Here is a 19,479-nt window from a genome sequence, read left to right on the forward strand (position 1 = left end):
CTCTCCTGATAGATGATGGGCACACCGTGGCGCGCACGAACCTGATGAAGAGAGCATAACGATGGCCAAGAGACTCCGGTAGACGAGTGATCGCCATAACACTTATTCCACCGAGGAATGGCCCTGTCCCTTGTCGGCTATCCGCTGAAGGCCAGCCAAGGCGGCCACGAATGCCACAAACGCGCGGGACTTGGCGCTTGACTGACGACCCGCAGGAAACAACGCCCACAATGAGAGGCGGGGAAGCTGCCACTCGGGGAGAACCCTGATCACCTCGCCACTGGCCAGCTCGGGGGCAAACATCCACTCGGAACCTATGCCTGGTCCCACGCCAGCTAGCACAGCGGCGCGAACCCCCTCGGCGGCAGACACGGTCAGCCGCCCCTGGCCGGTAAACACAACCTGCTCTTCCCCACGGCAAAAGAGCCACTGCTGGCTCATACCGGGCTGGGGGCTATAGAGCACGAGTGGATGATCTTGCAGCTCTCGCGGGGATACGGGCAGACCTCGGCTCGCAAACCAGGCTGGCGTGCCCACGACGCTCATTGCGCAGTCAGCCAGCTTGCGAGCGACCACCCCGGAATCACTCTGCTCCCCCAGCCGCAGGGCCACATCGATGCCCCCCGAAATGAGATCCACGTTGCGGTCATCGAGCTGGATCTCGATCGCCAGATTGGGATGGGCAGCCAGGAAAACCGGAAGATAAGGAATAATATGCAGGCGGGCAAAGGTCACGGGGGCACTGATCCGCAGGCGGCCGCTCACACCGGTGCGGCATAGCTCAACCGCGGCTTCGGCCTCCCTGATATCATCGAGGATCTGCCTCGCGCGCAGATAGTAGGCCTCTCCGGCTTCGGTCGGTGTCAGGCCCCGAGTCGAGCGCAGCAGCAGTCGGCAACCCAGCTTCTCCTCCTGCTGTGCAATCAGCTTTGATATCGCGGGCTGGCCGAGATGGAGTCGACGTGCCACCGCCGAAAAAGAGCCCGTCTCCACCGCCAGCACAAAGGCCTCCATAGCCCCGAGTCTATCCATCTGTTATCCCCTTCTCGCACAGGCGCCGTGAGACCATGTATCTGATATGCAACGGCCATGGTCGCAGCCGAGTGTACCGCGAAACAGGGCCATGCCGAACAACCCTGGAGATAGATACAGACAGACTCGCTCACCGCCTTATGGTGACGCCTGACAAGCCCACTGCCGCTCAGCATGGGGACGGCGGCAAACAGACATAAAAAAGGCCGCTCGATGAGCGGCCTCTTGGCATGGTGTCAGCGCTTAGCTATCGCGGCGCTTACCAGCAAATTTACGATCTTTATTGAAGCCACCTTCACGGCGCTCTCCACCCTTGTTGAACGGGCGGTCACCGGCTGGACGACGATCCTTGTTGAAAGGACGGTCGCTGCGCTGCGGGCGTGGCGCTGTGTTGCTGCCGGCAGGCACTTCGGTATAGCGAGTGATCTGCAGCGGACGCTGGCAAACACGGGCCTTCTTGATCACTTCCAGTACATCGGCGGTCATGCCCTTGGGCAGGTCGACGGTGGAGAAGTCATCGGCGATGTCGATGTTACCGATGAAACGGCTCTCGATGTTCGCTTCGTTGGCGATGGCGCCGACGATTTGACCCGGCTTGACGCCGTGATGGGCACCCACGTCTACACGGTAGCGCTCCATCTCCACATCCGGGTTGTCTTTGAGCGGACGCGGCTCCAAGGACGGCATGCGACGGGCAGGACGATCGCCACGGTCACCACCATCACGGCTGCCGAAATCACGGCCACCGTCACGACGCTCGAAGTCACGACCGCTGCCAGCATTGAACTGCGGCTCAGGGATGGAGTCATCCAGCAGCAGCGGTTGATCGCCCTGTACCAGCTTGGCCAGTGCGGCAGCCAGTTCCAGCGGATCGACAGAGTCTTCCTGGATCAGCTCGTTGACCAGGTTGTGGTACAGCTCAAGCTCTTCGCCCATCATGGTTTCCCGGATGCGCTCCTTGAACTTGGTCATGCGATGCTGGTTGATGTCATCGGTGCTCGGCATCTTCATCGGCTCGATGGCCTGACGAGTGGCGTGCTCGATGGCGCGCAGCATGCGGCGCTCGCGGGGAGCCACGAACAGGATGGCTTCGCCTTTACGACCGGCACGGCCAGTACGGCCGATACGGTGCACGTAGGATTCGGTATCGTAAGGGATGTCGTAGTTCACCACGTGGGTGATACGCTCAACGTCCAGACCACGAGCGACGACGTCGGTGGCGATCAGGATGTCCAGCTGGCCTTGACGCAGCTTGTCGACGGTACGCTCACGCAGTTTCTGCGGAATGTCACCGTGCAGGGCTTCACAGGCGTGGCCACGGGCGGCCAACTTGCCGGCCAGCTCTTCGGCAGCGTTCTTGGTGCGTACAAACACCAGAACAGCCTCATAGGGCTCGACTTCCAGCAGACGGGTCATGGCGTCCAGCTTGTGCAGACCGGTTACCTGCCAGTAGCGCTGACGAATGGTCGGTGCAGTGGAGGTCTTGGAGACGATCTTGATCTCTTTGGGTTGCTTCAGGTGCTTCTGGGCAACGCGACGGATCTGATCTGGCATGGTGGCAGAGAACAGCGCAACCTGGCGACCGGCCGGGCACTGATCCATGATCCAGTCCACGTCGTCGATGAAGCCCATGCGCAGCATTTCATCGGCTTCGTCCAGTACCAGTGCTTTCAGACCGGAGAGGTCCAGGTTCTTGCGGCGGATAAGATCCATCACGCGACCCGGGGTACCCACGACAACCTGAGCACCACGGCGCAGGGCGCGGGTCTGGGTTTCGTAGGAGGAACCACCGTAGATGGGCAGTACGTGGAAATCAGGCATGTGGTGGGCATAGCGTTGGCACGCTTCTGCAACCTGCAGCGCCAGTTCACGAGTCGGTGCCAGCACCAAAACCTGGGTGTTGCGGTTACCAGCTTCCAGACGAGAGAGCAAAGGCAAAGCAAAAGCAGCGGTCTTCCCTGTACCGGTTTGCGCCTGCCCCAGCAGATCGTGTCCCGCCATCAGGTGGGGGATTGCTGCGGCCTGGATTGGTGACGGGCGCTCATAGCCCACGTCCTGCAGCGCTTTCAATACAGGCGCGGCCAGTCCAAGCTCACTAAAAAGGGGCAGTTGTTCGGTATCAGACATAGATTCTTCCAGATTAAGGCAGGCGGCTAAACACCGCGGAATAGCAAAAGGCGGCGATTATAGCGCCACTTTGTTCTGCTGTCTTGAAAAATGTGATAGGCCTCTCAAGACGTTGGCAATTATAGAGGGATCTTGCGACTATGGCTTGCTTATTTTTCAGCCATGGTGCGTGATAGCAGATCGCAATGCTCGCTAGCCCTTGTCCCGCTTGTGTTTGAGCACGGCAACCGTTAAACGGCTGGTACAGAGTAAACGTGCCCTTTCATCCCGAATTTCTATCTGCCACACCTGAGTCGTCGCGCCCAGATGCAACGGCGAGCAGCGCCCCGTCACTCTCCCTTCCCGCTTGGCACGCAGATGATTGGCATTTATCTCCAGACCGACGCAATAACTGTCGCTGCCAACCGACATATTGGCCGCCACCGATCCCAGACTCTCCGCCAAGACCACAGAGGCGCCACCGTGCAACATGCCAAAGGGCTGATGGGTGCGCGCGTCCACAGGCATGGTCGCTTCCAGCCAGTCGGGCCCGAAATCAGAATACTGAATATCAAGATGAGCCATCAGAGTGTTGGCCGATGTCGCGTTGAGCCGCGCCAAACTTAGGGGCTGTTGCCAGATGGCGGCTTTATCGTCGTTCATGAAATGCAGATCTCCTTAAATGAGGGTGGACCTCATGGGGGAAACAAGATGACGGATGCCCCCTGTCTGAGCGGGTCGGCATCCGCCTTACCAGGGGTAACTGATGCCGGGCCAGTCAGACCAGGCAACGTCTCGCCCTGGCAAACGGGGATGGTGCCACTGCCACACCTTGCCCAGCCAGGCACGTAGCTCGGCCTCCAGCACGGCGTCATCGAGGGGCGCCTCGGCCACCTTCCAGAAGAAGAGCTCCACCTCCACCTCCGGCAGCACCGAGGGGTAGAGATAGACGCCGCCCCAGAACTCGGGCTCCCGACTCGGGCTCCAGAGGCCATAGGCGAAGGAGCGCTTGGCCAGGAACTCCGATTGCTGCCAGGTCAGATCCTCCTCATGCTGGCCGAGGCTGAACTGGGCGGAAGGCCAGATATCCTGGGGGCGAAACAGCTGATGCAACTGCTCCCGCTCGCGCAACATGGCGACGAACTCCACCACAGCCTGAGCCGGGTTGACCGGTAACAACAGAAAATCCGGGTGCCGCAAGGCTTGCGGCACCCGAAACCGCTTGGGCAAGCTCAGCATCAAAGTAATTCCAAAAGCGCCTGCAGTGGATGTTTGAGTTTCTCCCCCTCCATCCGTTTCACCTGGCTGCGACATGAGTAGCCCGTGGCCAGACAGCGGCCCTTGGGTAGGCGAGAGAGCGGCTCGGCCCAGCTCAAGGCGTAGATCCCCTTGGAGTTGTCCACCTGTTTGGCATCGTGACCATAGGTGCCGGCCATGCCGCAACAGCCCACCGACACGGGCTGCAGGCGGGCGCCAAAGCGGTCAAACAGGGTGCCCCAATCGCCATGGGTAGTGGGCTTGGCGGTCTTTTCGGTGCAGTGGGCAAACAGATACCAAGGTTCAGCCGCCGTCGTCTCCTCGGACGCCTTGGGCTGCGGCGCAGGGATGGACAATAACCACTCCTGAGGCAGCAGTACCTGGAAGTCGCCACGGGCAGTACCCAGCGCCTTCACATACTCATCGCGATAGCAGAGTACCAGTGAGGGATCGACCCCCACCAGAGGCACATCGAGACGGGCCAGGCTGTTGAGGAATTGGGCGCTGTTGGCTGCGGTGCGGGCGAAGGCGCGCAAGAAACCTTTCACATGCTGAGGCTTGCCGTTGGGCAAGAAGGGCAGCAGATAGGGCTGATAGCCGAGCTTGGTCACCAGTCGGACCAAGTCCCGCACCACGGGGGCGTCGTAATAACTGGTGAAGGGATCCTGCACGATGAGCACCACTCTGGCACGCTGCTCGGCACTCATGGCTTCCAGTCCGGCCAGGTCGAAGTAGCGGGCACGGTCGTCGCGCAGCGCCTCGTTCAGGGTCGGGACACTCAGCAGCGGCACATCCACCATGCCGATGCTCTTGGCACTCAGGCGCTGAGCCCACTCCTTCTCCAGGAAGAAGTTGACCAATTTCGGCACCTTGGCCAGCCAAGGGGTGTAGCTCTCGACGGTGCCGACGAAGTAATCCTTGGGGCCACGCAGGTAGCGCGCGTGGTAGAGCTGAATGAAACGAGCCCGAAAGCTCGGCACATCCACCTTGATGGGGCACTGGCTGGTGCATGCCTTGCAGGCCAGGCACCCCTCCATCGCCTCCATCACCTCGTGGGAGAAGTCATACTGGCCGCGAGCGCGGGCCAGGGTGTTGCGCGTCTTATCGATGATGGCCTTGATAGACAAGCCACCGCTTTGCAGCGCCACCTCTTGCGCGAGGGGATCGAAGCCCTGCTCCGCCAGCTGGCGCAGCCATTCGCGCATCAAGCCCGCCCGCCCTTTGGGCGAGTGGCGACGGTCGCGGCTGATCTTGACCGAGGGACACATGGGGGAGTCGGTCTCGAAGGTGAAGCAGAGGCCGTTGCCGTTGCAATCCATGGCGCGGGTGTAGCTCTCCCGCACCGCAATCGGGATCTGGCGGTCAAACTTGCCGCGCTTGGGACCGTCCACCGACACAAGCGAAGCGCCGCTGCCATAAGGGATGCAGATCTTGCCGGGGTTGAGGCGGTTGGCGGGATCGAAGGCGCCCTTGACCCGCTGCAGCTCCTCCCACAGCTCGCCAAAGAAGGCGGGGCTGTATTCGGAGCGAAAACCCTTGCCGTGCTCCCCCCACATCAGGCCGCCATATTTGGCGGTGAGCGCCACCACCTGATCCGAGATGCGCCGCAGCAGCACCTCCTGCTCGGGGTCGCACAAGTCCAGGGCCGGGCGCACGTGCAGCACCCCCGCATCCACGTGACCGAACATGCCGTAATCGAGGCCATGACCATCGAGCAGGGCGCGAAACTCCATGATGAAGTCCGCGAGAGATTCCGGCGGTACGGCGGTATCTTCGGTGAAGGCCACCGGCTTCTTGCGCCCTTCGGCGTTGCCAAGCAGCCCCACCGATTTTTTGCGCATGCCATAGATGGTCTCGATGCTCGGCAGGTGGTCGCACAGCTGATAGCCGATGATCCCCGCCTCCCCTTTGGCCAACAGCTCATCGATACGGCGGCACAGCTCGGTCACCTTGATCTGGTGCTCGCCCTCGTCGGTATCGGCAAACTCGACAATGTTGAGTCCCTGCAGATCCTTGCCGGGCACGTCCTGGATAAGGGCTTTCACCGAGTGCCAGATGATGTCGGCGCGAGCCAGCCCCAGCACCCGGGAGTCCACGGTTTCCACCGACAGGGCATGGGCCGCCACCATGAAGGGGGCATTGCGCAGGGCCGACGGGAAGCTGTCGTATTTGACGTTGACCAGGGTGCGATAGCGGGGAATAGGGGTGATGTTGAGGCGAGCCTCGGTGATAAAACCGAGCGACCCTTCAGAGCCGCACAGTACCCGACTGACGTCCAGGGTATCTGTCTCAGGGGTATAGAGGTGCTTGAGATCGTAACCGGTCAAAAAGCGGTTGAGCTTGGGGAAGATGGCCTCTATGTCGGCGCGGCGCTCGCGGCCGATGCGATAGAGGGTGCGATAGATCTCCCCTTCCCGGCCCTCCAGCACCAGCTTGTCGGCGAGGCGGGCTCCCGTGACGGGCTCACTGGCCATGATGTCGCCATTCTCCAGCACGGCTTTGAGGCCGAGCACGTGATCCGAGGTCTTGCCGTAGACCAGCGACCCCTGTCCCGAGGCATCGGTGTTGACCATGCCGCCCAGGGTGGCGCGGTTGGAGGTGGAGAGATCCGGCGAGAAGAAGTAGCCGTGGGGTTTGAGGTAGTCGTTGAGCTGATCCTTCACCACCCCGGCCTGGGCGCGTACCCAGCCCTGCTCCAGATTAATTTCCAGGATCTGGTTCATATGGCGGGAGAGATCGACGATAATGCCGCCGCCCAGGGACTGGCCATTGGTGCCGGTGCCGCCGCCGCGAGGGAAAAAACTCAAGGTGGCATACTCTGGCCCCTGAGCCAGCGTGAGCATGACTGCAATGTCATCCGCGCTGCGCGGATAGAGAACCGCCTGAGGTACTACCTGATAGACGCTGTTATCCGTCGCCATCGCCAACCGGCTTGCATAAGACTTTTCGATATCACCACGAAATGCGCTTCGCCCTAGCAACTCAAGAAACTGCAGGGTTGTGGGTGACAAACTGTCCTGGTAATCGAGTCTCGGGATCATGAATCCTTGTTGCCTTCCATTGCTTGATGCCGGCATACCGGCGACTACGACGGCCCGACACGGCTGCGTTGGCCGAGTCGTGGGCGGTCAGCTCACATGTGGCGGCCAGTATATCAGCAAGAAAACCGCTTGCGATCGGCAATATTCACCATTTGAAAGGAGGATTGTTATGGCTCACCTCAGCCATGTTATCAGTACGTTTATCACCACCGAGAAACAGGCGCTGACCCTGTCACTGTTTGGCTGCATCAGCTTCGCCATCTTCGGGATCGGCTATGGCCTGTTCGCCGGTTCCAACGCCATCATGCTCGACGGCATCTTCACCCTGTTCAGCATGGGTATGACGGGCTTAGGGTTAATCACCGCCTACCTGGTGACCCGCCCCTCCGACGCGCGCTTCCAGTACGGCTACGCCCATTTCGAGCCCATCACCAACGTCATCAACGGCACCATCATCTTGCTGCTCTGTCTCGGCGCTCTCCATAGCGGCATCACCTCCCTGATGGAAGGGGGACGGGAGATAGACCTCGGTCACGCCCTCATCTATGCCGCCGTCTGCACCTTCTTCTGCGCCATCATTTACCGCGTCGAGGCGGCGGTGGCCGAGCGCGTCGATTCCGAACTGGTGCGGGTCGACTCCAAGGAGTGGCTGGTCGATACCCTGCTCAGCGCCACCCTGCTCATCGGTTTCGTGGTCGCCATCGGCCTCGACGCTCTCGGTTATGGCCACTACAACCGCTACATAGACCCCGTGCTGGTCACCCTGCTCGCCCTGTGCGCCACCCTGATCCCCATCAAGGTGCTCGGTCGCAACCTGCGGGAAGTGTTGAAAATCGCCCCCAAGGGGGATGTCTCGGCGCGGGTCGAGCGCGAGATAGACGCCCTGCGCCAGCGCCATGGGATCGAGTGTTACAGCCATCTGGCCAAGAGCGGCCGCCGCTTCGATCTCGAATTGAACATACTGGTGGCCCCGGATCAGGAGTGGCCCATAGAGCGCCAGGATGCCCTGCGCCAGGAGCTCTGGTCCCGCCTGGGCGATACCCTGGGGGATGCCTGGCTCTCGGTCTGCTTCACCCGCGAGAAACGCTGGCTCTGATCCGGCGCTTGCCATCCTGATGCAACGCGGGGCCCCGTCGCCCCGCGTGACAAATGTCCCAAACAGGGCCTCCTGCAGCCCGCCCGCTGCCTCGCCCTGCGTCACGCTCGCCGCCCCTCTCCTGCCGGTTATTGCTCTGTTTTTTTTAATCTTTAAACCATTGACAGGGAAAACCGTTTGCCGAGTCCCTTGAATCAATAACCATTTTCAGCAGCACAAAAATTTACGAAAATTTCGTTGCTAAAATTAAGTAGGCCAGCTATTTATTTTCGCCAAGGACAAACGGCAGACTTCGCGCCGAAATACAGTGATGTTGTTATCCACCGAACAATAAAAACAAATACACTTATTCCACTTTGTTAAACAGTTAAGGTAAGTCCCATGAAAAAGGTGTTGATCACAGTATTCGCATTGACCATGGCGGGCACCGCCAGTGCTGCCCTTCCCCAGCTTAATTACGAGTGCCCGGGTAAGATCCAGATGCACAGCGATGAGGGTGGCCCCGTCTATATCAATGGCAAGGAGGCCAAGCTCAAGAAGTTCAGCGACGACTTCTATGAGGCCAAGGGCGCGGGAGTCACCCTCTCCATCAGCAACACCGGGGGCCAGTACGATGTCTCTTACACCAGCAAGCAGGGCTCGGGCGTCTGCCAGCCGACTGCAGCTGCAGGGCAAGCTGCCCCAGCCAATAAAGCCAGCGCCGCCGAGACCGCCTGTCTGAAGGCCGTCGCAAGCAAGACTGGGACAGCCGTCAGCAAGCTCAATGTGCTCGAGGTACTGGACTCCGAAGCAGGAGTGGGTGTCACCATTGAGGTTCCAGGTAGCCAGGCGCCCTGGTCCTGCCTGAGCGACAAGCAGGGTCATGTGCAGGGCGCCGCCTCGACCGGGTCCTGAGTCAGCCACTGTGCCCGAGTGTGAGGCGGACACGCAGCATCGGGCTGGTTGGCTCACAACATGGGAGGCATTGCCTCCCTTTTTCATTCCTCACTGTCATCCTCATTGAGAGAGACGGAATATAATGACACCGGGAAACATACTCCTGCATGATTAAGAATATCTTTTCATGGGTTTAATTGATGCAGATCAACACTGCCTGTATCAGTGAGTGTATTCCAACGCTGAATGCAATACCCGGCGTCAATATAGTGTTCAATATGAATGGGTACCGGTTGTTACATTGAGCTCTGCCCATATAAATAATTAATAAAGACTCCACGCTTATTCATACCAGGCGATGATGAAGCGCTCGCGCTCTGGGATCATGCGCTATCACGGCTCCCATTCTCGACCCCAATTATTGTCTTAAACGCAGCACTCTTTTGAGAATATGCGGGTTTATCTCAATGATATGCCGCGCTAGAGTGGCCCCATTCACCCGATGAGGACACCCGAATGAGCCACGATCCCCTGTTTTGTCCGCTGCGCCTCGGCCAGTTGCACCTGAACAACCGTATCGTCATGCCCCCCATGACCCGCTCCCGCGCCAGCCAACCGGGAGATGTGGCCAACGCCATGATGGCGACCTATTACGCCCAGCGTGCCGAGGCGGGTCTCATCATCAGCGAGGGCACCCAGATAGATCCCCTTGGCAAAGGCTACGCCTGGACTCCTGGCATCTATAGCCCAGAGCAAGTTGCTGGCTGGAGACAGGTTACCGACGCCGTACATGCCAAGGGAGGGGTCATGTTCGCCCAGCTCTGGCACGTGGGTCGGGTGACTCATCCGGATAATATTGGCGGCGCCCAGCCCATCTCGGCTTCCGCCATCCGCGCGGCCGGGGTCAAGGTGTTTGTCGACAACGGCAGCGATACCCCCGGCTTTGTCGAGAGTGCCCTGCCCCGCGCCATGACTCAGGATGACATAGATGCCGTGGTCGGCCAGTTCCGCCAGGGTGCTCGCAATGCCATGCTGGCTGGCTTTGACGGTATAGAGTTGCACGCCGCCAACGGCTATCTCATCAACCAGTTCCTCGACTCCGAGTCCAATGACCGCACCGACGGTTACGGCGGCTCCCTTGAGAACCGTCTGCGTTTCCTCAAGGAGGTAACCGAGGCAGTCAGTGCCGAGATAGGTGCCGATCGGCTTGGCGTGCGGCTCGCCCCGCTCACCACCCTCAACGGCACCGTCGATGCCAATCCGCAAGCGACCTATCTTGCCGCCGCGACCCTGCTGGGGGAGCTGAATGTCAGCTATCTGCACATCGCCGAAGCTGACTGGGAAGACGCCCCCCTGATGCCCGTCGATTTCAAGCAGGGACTCAGGGCCGCCTTCCCCAACACCCTCATCTATGCGGGCAAGTACGATGGTGCACGGGCACGGGCCGCCATCCATGAGGGCTGGGCCGATATGATAGGCTTCGGGCGACCCTTCGTGGCCAATCCGGACTTGCCGATCCGGCTGCGCCACGGTTATCCCTGGACGCCCCACGATCCCGCCACCCTGTTTGGTGGCGCCGAGCAGGGCCTCACCGACTATCCCGTCTACGGCCCGCAGGCTGAGCCGCAGCCCGCTTAACATGTTCAAATAGCAGAGGGCCCCGCGGGGCCCTCTTCGTTATGCCATTTTCCCCCTCACCCGGGCCTCAGCTCAGACTGACCCCCTGGCAAGCGGCATAGCCGAGGATGCTGCGAGTCAGCCGCGCCTTGGCTGCCAGATTGAGCCAGCTCGCCTCCACCGCGTTCAGACTGAGACGACACAGCTGCTCGCGGCTGGCACCAAGCGCCTCGACCAGGGCGCGCATGTTGGCGTCCATATAGCCCCCGAAGTAGGCGGGATCGTCCGAGTTGATGGTGACGCAGAGCCCTTGCTCGAGCAGGGTCAACACATTGTGGTTCGCCATGGTGGGGAAGACCCCGAGCCGCACATTGGAGAGTGGGCAAACCGTGAGAGGCAACCGGGTGTCGGCCAGAAAACGCAACAAGTCGGGATCGTCGGCGCAGCGTACCCCGTGGTCGATGCGCCGCACCCCGAGCTGACGGATGGCCTGCCAGATGTAGTCTGCCGGCCCCTCCTCCCCGGCGTGGGCCACCAGCCCCAGTCCCAGCGCCTTGGCACGGGCAAACAGGCGGGTGAACTGCTCAGGCGGATACCCCAGCTCGGACGAATCGAGCCCGATCCCATGGATCCTGTCCAGCCAGGGGGCGGCCTCGGCCAGAGCCGTCAAGGCCGCCTCCTCCCCGAGGTGGCGCAGAAAACTCATGATGAGCCGGTAACTGATGCCCAGTTCGCCCTCACCACGCAACAACGCCGCCTCTATCCCCGCCAGCACCGTCTCGAATGGTACACCCCTGCTGGTGTGCGCCTGAGGATCGAAGAACACCTCGACATGCACCACCTGCTCACTCGCACAACGCTGCAGATAGGCCCAGGTGAGATCGAAGAAATCCTGCTCCTGGCGCAACACATCGCAGCCCTGATAGTAGAGGTCGAGGAAAGATTGCAAGCTGTCGAACTGATAGGCAGCCTTCAGAGTGGCCGCCTCGGTCCAGGGCAGGGTCAAGCCGTTGCGCGCAGCCAGACGCAGCATCAGGGCGGGCTCCAGGGTGCCTTCCAGGTGCAGATGCAGTTCCAGCTTGGGCAAGCCCGTGATGAAGTCATCCATGATGTTACGTCCTTGAGTAAAGTAGTGGCTGGCCAGGTTTCATTAGGTGCCATGGCTGCCCGGCCAGCGACACAGACAACAGCGGAGGCAGCTTGGCGCAATTGCTGTCACACCTTGTCATCAAAGGGGCATATAATGGCGGCACAAAAAAGATAACCGATTGAAGACATTTAAGAATGTCTGTGCCTCATCTCTGCCCCTGCAAGGAGTTTACATGAAGAAAAACGTCATCTGTGATATCGACGGTGTCATATTGCACAACAACGATCTCATCCCGGGGGCCGATCACTTCGTCCATCGCCTGCTGGAGCAGGGCAGCAAGCTCCTGTTCCTCACCAACTATCCGGCCCAGACCCAGAAAGATCTGCAGAACCGCTTCCGCTCCGCCGGCATCGAGGTGCCCGAAGAGAGCTTCTATACCTCCGCCATGGGCACCGCCGATTTCCTCAAGCGCCAGGATGGCAAGAAGGCCTATGTGATAGGCGAAGGGGCCCTGACTCACGAACTTTACAAGGCGGGCTTCACCATAACCGACATCGACCCCGACTTCGTGGTGGTGGGCGAAACCCGCAACTACAACTGGTCCATGATGCAACTGGGCGCCAAGTTCGTGGCGCAAGGTGCCCGCTTCATCGCCACCAACCCTGACACCCATGGCCCCATGATGCATCCGGCCTGCGGCGCCCTCTGTGCCCCCATAGAGCGCATGACTGGCAAGAAGCCCTTCTATGTCGGCAAGCCGAGCGCCTGGATCATCCGCGCGGCACTCAACCGGATGGAAGCCCATTCGGATAACACCATCATCATCGGCGACAACCTGCGTACCGATATCCTGGCCGGCTTCCAGGCGGGACTGGAAACCGTGCTGGTCCTGTCTGGGGTGAGCAAGGTGGCCGACATCGATCAGATGCCGTTTAGCCCCAACCACATTTTCAACTCCGTGGTCGATATCGACATCATTTGAGGTAGTTGGCGGCGGCCCAGCGTACAGAGTCAAGGGCGCCGCCCGGAAAATGGTAATTGTATGGAACCTGTACTGATCGCCGTGGCTTTCGCCTGCGGCATGCTGGTCAACCTGATAGGCCTGCCTCCCCTGCTCGGCTTTCTCGCCGCCGGCTTCATCCTCAACGGCATGGGCTATGAAAACAGCCCGGCCCTGAGTGAGCTGGCGGATCTCGGGGTCACGCTGCTGCTGTTCACCATAGGGCTCAAGCTGAATGTGCGCACCCTGCTGCGCCGCGATGTCTGGGGTACCGCCAGCCTGCACATACTGCTCTCCACCTTGCTGTTCACCCTGGTACTCCTGGTGTGCAAGGGGCTGGGCATGGCCCTGGCCATGTCCCTTGGCTGGCAGCTCGCCGTGTTGCTGGGCTTTGCCCTGTCATTCTCCAGCACGGTGTTCGCGGTCAAGGTGCTCGAGGAGCGCAGCGACATGAATGCCCTCTATGCACGCCTCGCCATCGGCGTGCTGGTGATGCAGGACATTTTCGCCGTCGCCTTTCTCGCCATCTCCAGTGGCAAGCTGCCGAGCATCTGGGCGCTCTGGGTGCTGGGGCTGCCTCTGCTGCGCCCCCTGCTTTGCAAATTGCTGGAGCGGGCAGGTCATGGAGAGTTACAGGTGCTGCTTGGCATCTTCCTGGCCCTGGTAGTGGGCGCCGCCGGTTTCGAGGCGGTTGGACTCAAGCCAGACCTGGGGGCGCTGATCATCGGCATGATGCTGGCCTCCCACCCGGCCGCAGCGGGCCTTGCCAAGGCGCTGTTCAATTTGAAAGATCTCTTCCTCATCTGCTTCTTCCTGACCATTGGCCTCAACGGTCTGCCGACCCAGGACGCCATGTGGATAGCCTTTGCCCTGGTACTGGCCCTGCCATTCAAGAGCGCGCTCTACTATCTGGTCTACAGCGGTGCCCACCTGAGGGTGCGTACCGTGCTGCTCTCTACCCTGGCGCTGACCAACTTCTCCGAATTCGGCCTCATCGTGGCCGCCATCGCCGCCAAGGCGGGCTGGCTCTCCCATGAGTGGCTGATTGCTCTGTCGCTGGCACTGGCGGCCAGCTTCATGATCTCGGCCCCCCTCAACAGCCAGAGTGAACGCATCTATCACAGACTCGGCAACTGGCTGCGCGGCTTGCAGGCCCGGGAACTTCATCCGGAAGACAGACCCATTGAACTCGGCGATGCCGAGGTGATCATCCTCGGCATGGGTCGCATCGGCCAGGGCGCCTACTTCGAGCTGGAACACAAATATGGCCCCGTCATCCTGGGGGTAGAGAATGACGCCAGCAAGCTGCCGGCCCTGCGCGAGCGCAACATGAACGTCATCGAGGGCGATGCGACCGATACCGACTTCTGGGACAAGGTGCTCATCTCCAACCAGATCAATCTGGTGCTGCTGGCCATGCCCCACCATTCGGGCAACCTCTATGCCATCGAGAAGCTGCGCAGCCATGGCTTCACCGGCCAGATAGCCGCCATCGTCCGCTTCGAGGACGATATCGAATCTTTGCGCGAACAGGGGGTCGATGCGGTGTTCAACGTCTATGACGAGGCCGGCAGCGGCTTCGCCCGCCATGTCATCAAGGGGGTAAAAGGGCCTGAGGAGCTTGGCAAGGCGCGCTCGATCGTTTAGTTTATTTTTCCAACTGTTAAATAAAACAAACAAGGGGCCAGGATGGCCCCTGCTAGCCACCGCCATAGACCCGAGTCACTGCCAAGGAGGCACAATGCTGACCCTCAATCGATCCGAATACCCTGCGTTGACCCTTCATCAACCGGCGCGCTCTGCCAAGGGGGGTGCATGCTGACCCTCAATCGATTTGAATACCCTGCGTTGACCCTTCATCAACCGGCGCGCTCTGCCAAGGGGGGTGCATGCTGAGCCTGAAAGATTGGACCCTGCTCGACCGCCAGAGCGTCACCCCCTCCTCCCTTGTCCCCTCAAGGGACAAAATCAAAGCCGGTCACCCTGAGCAGACACTCTGGAACCACTACTCGGATCCGAGCCAGCAGTTTCACGTCGGCTTCTGGTCCTGTGAGCCGGGCCGCTGGGCCATTCACTATACCGAGCATGAGTACTGTCAGCTGATCGAAGGGGAGGTGTGCATCCACGACACCCTGGGCGGCCAACTGCGCCTCTCCCCGGGGGATCAGTTCGTCATTCCGGCTGGCTTCGTCGGAGAGTGGGAGACCCTGACCCCTTGCCGCAAGCTCTATGTGATCTTCGAACCAGCGGGTGGGTCAGCCTCCCAATAAACGAGCGGTGAAATGGCGTCAGGGACAGCGAAATCCAGCAGGGTGACGTACACGTCAACCAACTTGACGCCAAGGTCAGGTTCGCGGCTCATGGAGAAAGCGGCCAGCGCCCTGATTTTGTGCGGTGTTGCCGCTTGCAAAAGGTTTTGGCGCTAGGCATTGTGAAAGACGAGGAATGTAAATGGAATTTCGAGCCCAAACGTGGGGGGCTCAATAAAATCAAAGAGGATTTACATCAATGTGTTCAATATTCGGCATTCTGGACATCAAGTCTGACGCAGCCAGCTTGCGTAAATCGGCGCTTGAAATGTCCAAGCGACTGCGTCATCGCGGACCCGACTGGTCCGGCGTCTACAGCTCAGACAAAGCCATTCTGGTCCACGAGCGGCTGGCCATCGTCGATCCGGGCAATGGCGCCCAACCCCTCTACAACCCGGCGCGCAGCCACGTGCTGGCCGTCAACGGCGAGATCTACAACCACAAGGAGCTGGAGAAAGAGCTCAAGGTGGACTTCCAGTTCCAGACCAAGTCTGACTGTGAGGTATTGCTCGCGCTCTACCAGGAGAAGGGCCCCGCCTTCCTGGATGATCTCAACGGCATCTTCGCCTTCATCCTCTATGACGCCGAGCAGGATGCCTACCTGATTGGTCGCGACCACATGGGGATCATCCCCCTCTATACCGGCCGCGATGAGCATGGCAACTTCTATGTCGCCTCCGAGATGAAGGCCCTGGTTCCCGTGTGCAAGAGCGTGGAAGAGTTCCCGCCCGGACACTATCTGTGGAGCAAGGATGGCGAGCTGACCCAATACTATCAGCGCGACTGGCGCGAGTTTGACGTCGTCAAGGACAATCCTGCTTCGGTAGAGGAGCTGCGTGCCGCCCTGGAAGCGGCCGTCAAGCGCCAGCTGATGTGTGACGTCCCCTACGGCGTACTGCTCTCCGGTGGGTTGGACTCCTCGGTCATCTCGGCCATCACCAAAATTTATGCCGCCCGTCGCATCGAAGACGATGGCAAGAGCGAGGCCTGGTGGCCCCAGTTGCACTCCTTCGCCGTCGGCCTGGAAGGCTCGCCAGACTTGGCCGCCGCCCAGAAGGTGGCCGATCACCTGGGCACCATTCATCACCAGATCCACTTCACGGTGCAAGAGGGACTCGATGCCCTGCGGGACGTCATCTATCACCTCGAGACCTATGACGTCACCACCATTCGTGCCTCGACCCCCATGTATCTGATGGCCCGTTACATCAAGGCGATGGGCATCAAGATGGTGCTGTCGGGAGAGGGGTCGGACGAACTGTTCGGCGGTTACCTCTATTTCCACAAGGCGCCAAACGCCAAAGAGTTTCACGAAGAGACGGTGCGCAAGCTCGATGCCCTGCATCTGTATGATTGCCTGCGCGCCAACAAGTCCATGGCAGCCTGGGGCGTGGAAGGCCGGGTGCCCTTCCTCGACAAGGAGTTCATGGACGTGGCGATGCGCATCAATCCTGCCGCCAAGATGTGTGGCAACGGCAAGATCGAGAAACACATCTTGCGCCAGGCCTTCGAGGAGCTGTTGCCCCACGAAGTGGCATGGCGCCAGAAGGAGCAGTTCTCAGACGGTGTGGGTTACTCCTGGATAGACAGCCTCAAGGCCATGGTCGAGGTCGAGGTGACGGATCAGATGTTCGAGGCGGCGGCGTATCGCTTCCCCATCAACACCCCGCTCACCAAGGAGGCCTACTACTACCGCAGCATCTTCGAGGAACACTTCCCCCTCGAATCTGCCGCGCGCTGTGTGCCCTACGGCAAGTCTGTCGCCTGCTCCACCCCCACGGCGCTTGAGTGGGATGCCAAGTTCAAGGAGATGGCCGACCCGTCCGGGCGCGCCGTGCTGGATGTGCATCAACAGGCTTACTAAGCCGGTGCCTATCCGCCCCGATAACGAAAAAGCGCAGCCAAGGCTGCGCTTTTTTATGGCTCCCGTTTGATGAAGCGGGAGCCCTGACCCAGCCTAGCGCCCCTGACAATACTCGCTGAAGGCGTCGATCACCTCGGCCACATCATCGTCGGTTATCTGCAAATGGGTCACCAGCCGCATCTCGCCATAGCCGGAGAAGAGGATGCCACGCTCCTTCATGAAGGCCAGCAGCGCGCTGCTGTCTCCCTGGGTCAGCTGCAAGAACAGCATATTGGTCTGCACCTGGCTCACATCCAGCTTGATGCCGGGCAACCCGGCCAGCCCCTCGGCCAAACGGCGAGCCCGGCGATGATCGTCTGCGAGACGCGCGCACTGGTGCTCCAGGGCAAACTGGCCGGCGGCGGCGAGGAAACCTGCCTGACGCATGCCACCCCCCACCATCTTGCGCAGCCGTCTGGCACGCTGGATCAAGGCGCCATCCCCCACCAGTACCGATCCCACCGGTGCCCCCAACCCTTTGGACAGGCAGAGCGAGACGCTATCAAAGGGGGCGGCAATCTCAGCAAGGGAGACCCCGCTTGCCACGGCGGCGTTGGCAACACGGGCACCATCCAGATGCAGCTTGAGACCATGCTCATCGACAAAATCACGGGCCTGACGCAGATACGCCAGGGGCAGCACCTTGCCATTGTGGGTATTTTCGAGGCAGAGCAGCCGCGCCTGGGCGAAATGGGGGTCATCGGGTTTGATGGCCTGTTTGAGATCGCTGAACGCCAGGGTGCCGTCTGCCTGCATGGGCACGGGATTGAGCGCCACCGACCCCAGCACGGCACTGCCCATGGCCTCATAGCGGTAGATGTGGGCGCCATTGCCAAGCAAGGCCTCTTCGCCCCGTTGGCAGTGAGACAACACCCCGAGCAGGTTGGACATGGTGCCCGAGGGGACAAAGAGCGCGGCCTCCTTACCCAGACGGGTGGCGGCATAGGCCTCCAGGGCATTGACGGCGGGATCCTCGCCATAGACATCATCGCCCACCTGGGCGTGCAGCATGACTTGACGCATGGCGTCTGTCGGTTGGGTTACCGTATCACTTCGTAGATCGATGTAGCGCATCCTGTCCCTCCAATGGCAAGAGCCTGACGTTAAGCCAGCTGAGCCCTGTTTGGCAAGAAGGATGGCCTATGAAAGCCCTACTACCAGGGCAGGTGATACCCGACCAGCACCTGCCTGTCGCCCCGATGAACCATTTTCACTCTGCAGATGGAAACCCTATTACCAGGGCAGGTGATTCCCGGCCAGCACCGGCCTGTCGCCCCGATGAACCGCATTCACTCTGCAGATGGAAACCCTATTACCAGGGCAGGTGATTCCCGGCCAGCACCGGCCTGTCGCCCCGATGAACCGCATTCACTCTGCAGATGGAAACCCTATTACCAGGGCAGGATATGACCGGCCAGATCCTGAAGCTGGCCCGAGTGCGCCGGCCCCAGTGTGCGAATGGCATCGAGCAGCAGTGGCGCAACCTCGGCGGGGGGACGCACCGTCTCGGCAGGCGGCATGGTCAACAGAGGATCGCGCAGGGGGGTATGCATGGGGCCTGGGTGCAGCGCCACCACCGCCGCCCGGGGGAAGCGCTCGCGCCACTCAAGCGCTAGCGTCTTGACCCCCATGTTGAGGGCCGCCTTGCTCATCCGATAGCTGTAGTGTTCCCCTTGCTGGTTGGCGGTCAGGCTGCCTTCGAGATCCGAGAGGGTGATGAGCAGGCAATCGCTCTCTGCCGTCATGCGCTGGCTCAGATAAGCGCCCAGCGCCAGGGTTGGCCAGGCATTGGTGCGCACACTCTCGCACAACCAGCGGGGATCGACCTCCTCTACCCGGCGCTCCGGCATGAAGTGCAGATCATGGAGCACTCCTATGGTGTTGATGATGACATTCGGCAACCTGTCAAAGAGGGTGAACAGAGCCTCGAACGCCAGGGGATCCACATCCAGCATGGGAAAGGTGGCGCCAGCCTCTATGCCAGGCGGCACATGACGCCCCGCCAGGACGAAGGGTTCATGGCGCCGCGTCAATTCAAGGGCCAGGGCCGTCCCCAGGCCACCACTTCCCAAGATAAGGTATTCCATTACCCACCCCATGCTCGTCGATTTCCCTTGGCTTTCAAGGGTAACAGATATCCCTGAACACGCCG

The 19,479-nt window shown here is 60.5% G+C and carries 15 protein-coding genes; 7 read left to right on the forward strand and 8 right to left on the reverse strand.

Annotated elements, in window-relative coordinates:
- Positions 1-102 precede the first annotated feature (102 nt).
- From M2366_RS01365 to M2366_RS01385, 5 genes are all read right to left on the reverse strand, one after another.
- Positions 103-1,032 (reverse strand): LysR family transcriptional regulator, encoded by a 930-nt coding sequence (locus M2366_RS01365; protein ID WP_259268758.1) that lies wholly within the window; start codon positions 1,030-1,032, stop codon positions 103-105.
- Between the two features lie 243 nt (positions 1,033-1,275).
- On the reverse strand, positions 1,276-3,159 hold the full coding sequence (locus tag M2366_RS01370; RefSeq protein ID WP_259268759.1) for a DEAD/DEAH box helicase: 1,884 nt from the start codon (positions 3,157-3,159) through the stop codon (positions 1,276-1,278).
- A 192-nt stretch (positions 3,160-3,351) separates the two neighbouring features.
- Positions 3,352-3,801, reverse strand: a complete 450-nt coding sequence (locus tag M2366_RS01375) for a hotdog fold thioesterase (RefSeq protein ID WP_042043722.1) — start codon at positions 3,799-3,801, stop codon at positions 3,352-3,354.
- An 87-nt stretch (positions 3,802-3,888) separates the two neighbouring features.
- Positions 3,889-4,377 (reverse strand): hypothetical protein, encoded by a 489-nt coding sequence (locus M2366_RS01380; RefSeq protein WP_259268760.1) that lies wholly within the window; start codon positions 4,375-4,377, stop codon positions 3,889-3,891.
- Positions 4,377-7,436 carry an FAD-binding and (Fe-S)-binding domain-containing protein gene (locus M2366_RS01385; protein ID WP_259268761.1) on the reverse strand — a complete coding sequence of 1,020 codons (3,060 nt, stop codon included), beginning with the start codon at positions 7,434-7,436 and terminating at the stop codon, positions 4,377-4,379. Before M2366_RS01385 ends, M2366_RS01380 begins: the two co-directional genes overlap by 1 nt.
- Positions 7,437-7,605: 169 nt before the next feature.
- Here M2366_RS01385 and M2366_RS01390 point away from each other — a divergent pair, with 169 nt between their 5' ends.
- From M2366_RS01390 to M2366_RS01400, 3 genes are all read left to right on the forward strand, one after another.
- Positions 7,606-8,532 (forward strand): cation diffusion facilitator family transporter, encoded by a 927-nt coding sequence (locus M2366_RS01390; protein WP_042043718.1) that lies wholly within the window; start codon positions 7,606-7,608, stop codon positions 8,530-8,532.
- A 381-nt stretch (positions 8,533-8,913) separates the two neighbouring features.
- Positions 8,914-9,426: a hypothetical protein gene (locus tag M2366_RS01395; protein ID WP_259268762.1), complete on the forward strand. Its 513-nt coding sequence runs from the start codon at positions 8,914-8,916 to the stop codon at positions 9,424-9,426.
- Positions 9,427-9,924: 498 nt separating this feature from the next.
- Entirely contained in the window at positions 9,925-11,046 is a 1,122-nt protein-coding gene (locus tag M2366_RS01400; RefSeq protein ID WP_259268763.1) for an alkene reductase, read from the forward strand.
- 67 nt (positions 11,047-11,113) lie between these two features.
- On the opposite strand, the gene M2366_RS01405 is transcribed toward M2366_RS01400, so the two are convergent.
- Complete coding sequence (locus M2366_RS01405; protein WP_259268764.1) at positions 11,114-12,133, reverse strand: adenosine deaminase; 1,020 nt, start codon at positions 12,131-12,133, stop codon at positions 11,114-11,116.
- 214 nt (positions 12,134-12,347) lie between these two features.
- On the opposite strand from M2366_RS01405, the gene M2366_RS01410 reads away from it, so the two are divergent.
- The 4 genes from M2366_RS01410 to asnB all read left to right on the forward strand — a co-directional run bounded on the left by M2366_RS01410 (position 12,348) and on the right by asnB (position 17,288).
- The gene (locus tag M2366_RS01410; RefSeq protein ID WP_259268765.1) at positions 12,348-13,097 is read left to right on the forward strand and encodes an HAD-IIA family hydrolase; all 750 of its coding nucleotides are present in this window, start codon (positions 12,348-12,350) and stop codon (positions 13,095-13,097) included.
- Positions 13,098-13,157: 60 nt separating this feature from the next.
- Positions 13,158-14,762 (forward strand): cation:proton antiporter family protein, encoded by a 1,605-nt coding sequence (locus M2366_RS01415; protein ID WP_042043711.1) that lies wholly within the window; start codon positions 13,158-13,160, stop codon positions 14,760-14,762.
- A 242-nt stretch (positions 14,763-15,004) separates the two neighbouring features.
- Entirely contained in the window at positions 15,005-15,385 is a 381-nt protein-coding gene (locus M2366_RS01420; RefSeq protein WP_259268766.1) for a cupin domain-containing protein, read from the forward strand.
- Positions 15,386-15,623: 238 nt separating this feature from the next.
- A complete protein-coding gene (asnB, locus tag M2366_RS01425) occupies positions 15,624-17,288 on the forward strand; it encodes an asparagine synthase B (protein WP_259268767.1) in 1,665 nt (554 codons plus the stop codon).
- 93 nt (positions 17,289-17,381) lie between these two features.
- Here the strand turns inward: asnB and ltaE are convergent, their stop codons facing one another.
- Together ltaE and M2366_RS01435 are read right to left on the reverse strand one after the other, a co-directional pair.
- Positions 17,382-18,401 carry a low-specificity L-threonine aldolase gene (gene ltaE / locus M2366_RS01430; RefSeq protein ID WP_259236723.1) on the reverse strand — a complete coding sequence of 340 codons (1,020 nt, stop codon included), beginning with the start codon at positions 18,399-18,401 and terminating at the stop codon, positions 17,382-17,384.
- A gap of 317 nt (positions 18,402-18,718) precedes the next feature.
- Positions 18,719-19,414, reverse strand: a complete 696-nt coding sequence (locus M2366_RS01435) for an SDR family oxidoreductase (RefSeq protein WP_259268768.1) — start codon at positions 19,412-19,414, stop codon at positions 18,719-18,721.
- Between the last annotated feature and the right edge of the window lie 65 nt (positions 19,415-19,479).

It is taken from the genome of Aeromonas sp. BIGb0405, from assembly GCF_024807335.1.
In the GTDB taxonomy this organism is placed as follows: Bacteria; Pseudomonadota; Gammaproteobacteria; order Enterobacterales; family Aeromonadaceae; genus Aeromonas; species Aeromonas rivuli.

Bases quoted from the DNA above. Each gene is read 5' to 3' on its own strand.
- M2366_RS01415 (WP_042043711.1), top strand. From the start codon at position 13,158: ATGGAACCTGTACTGATCGCCGTGGCTTTCGCCTGCGGCATGCTGGTC.
- M2366_RS01420 (WP_259268766.1), top strand. From the start codon at position 15,005: ATGCTGAGCCTGAAAGATTGGACCCTGCTCGACCGCCAGAGCGTCACC.
- M2366_RS01380 (WP_259268760.1), bottom strand. From the start codon at position 4,377: ATGCTGAGCTTGCCCAAGCGGTTTCGGGTGCCGCAAGCCTTGCGGCAC.
- M2366_RS01370 (WP_259268759.1), bottom strand. From the start codon at position 3,159: ATGTCTGATACCGAACAACTGCCCCTTTTTAGTGAGCTTGGACTGGCC.
- M2366_RS01375 (WP_042043722.1), bottom strand. From the start codon at position 3,801: ATGAACGACGATAAAGCCGCCATCTGGCAACAGCCCCTAAGTTTGGCG.
- M2366_RS01365 (WP_259268758.1), bottom strand. From the start codon at position 1,032: ATGGATAGACTCGGGGCTATGGAGGCCTTTGTGCTGGCGGTGGAGACG.
- asnB (WP_259268767.1), top strand. From the start codon at position 15,624: ATGTGTTCAATATTCGGCATTCTGGACATCAAGTCTGACGCAGCCAGC.
- M2366_RS01385 (WP_259268761.1), bottom strand. From the start codon at position 7,436: ATGATCCCGAGACTCGATTACCAGGACAGTTTGTCACCCACAACCCTG.
- M2366_RS01395 (WP_259268762.1), top strand. From the start codon at position 8,914: ATGAAAAAGGTGTTGATCACAGTATTCGCATTGACCATGGCGGGCACC.
- M2366_RS01400 (WP_259268763.1), top strand. From the start codon at position 9,925: ATGAGCCACGATCCCCTGTTTTGTCCGCTGCGCCTCGGCCAGTTGCAC.
- M2366_RS01390 (WP_042043718.1), top strand. From the start codon at position 7,606: ATGGCTCACCTCAGCCATGTTATCAGTACGTTTATCACCACCGAGAAA.
- ltaE (WP_259236723.1), bottom strand. From the start codon at position 18,401: ATGCGCTACATCGATCTACGAAGTGATACGGTAACCCAACCGACAGAC.
- M2366_RS01405 (WP_259268764.1), bottom strand. From the start codon at position 12,133: ATGGATGACTTCATCACGGGCTTGCCCAAGCTGGAACTGCATCTGCAC.
- M2366_RS01435 (WP_259268768.1), bottom strand. From the start codon at position 19,414: ATGGAATACCTTATCTTGGGAAGTGGTGGCCTGGGGACGGCCCTGGCC.
- M2366_RS01410 (WP_259268765.1), top strand. From the start codon at position 12,348: ATGAAGAAAAACGTCATCTGTGATATCGACGGTGTCATATTGCACAAC.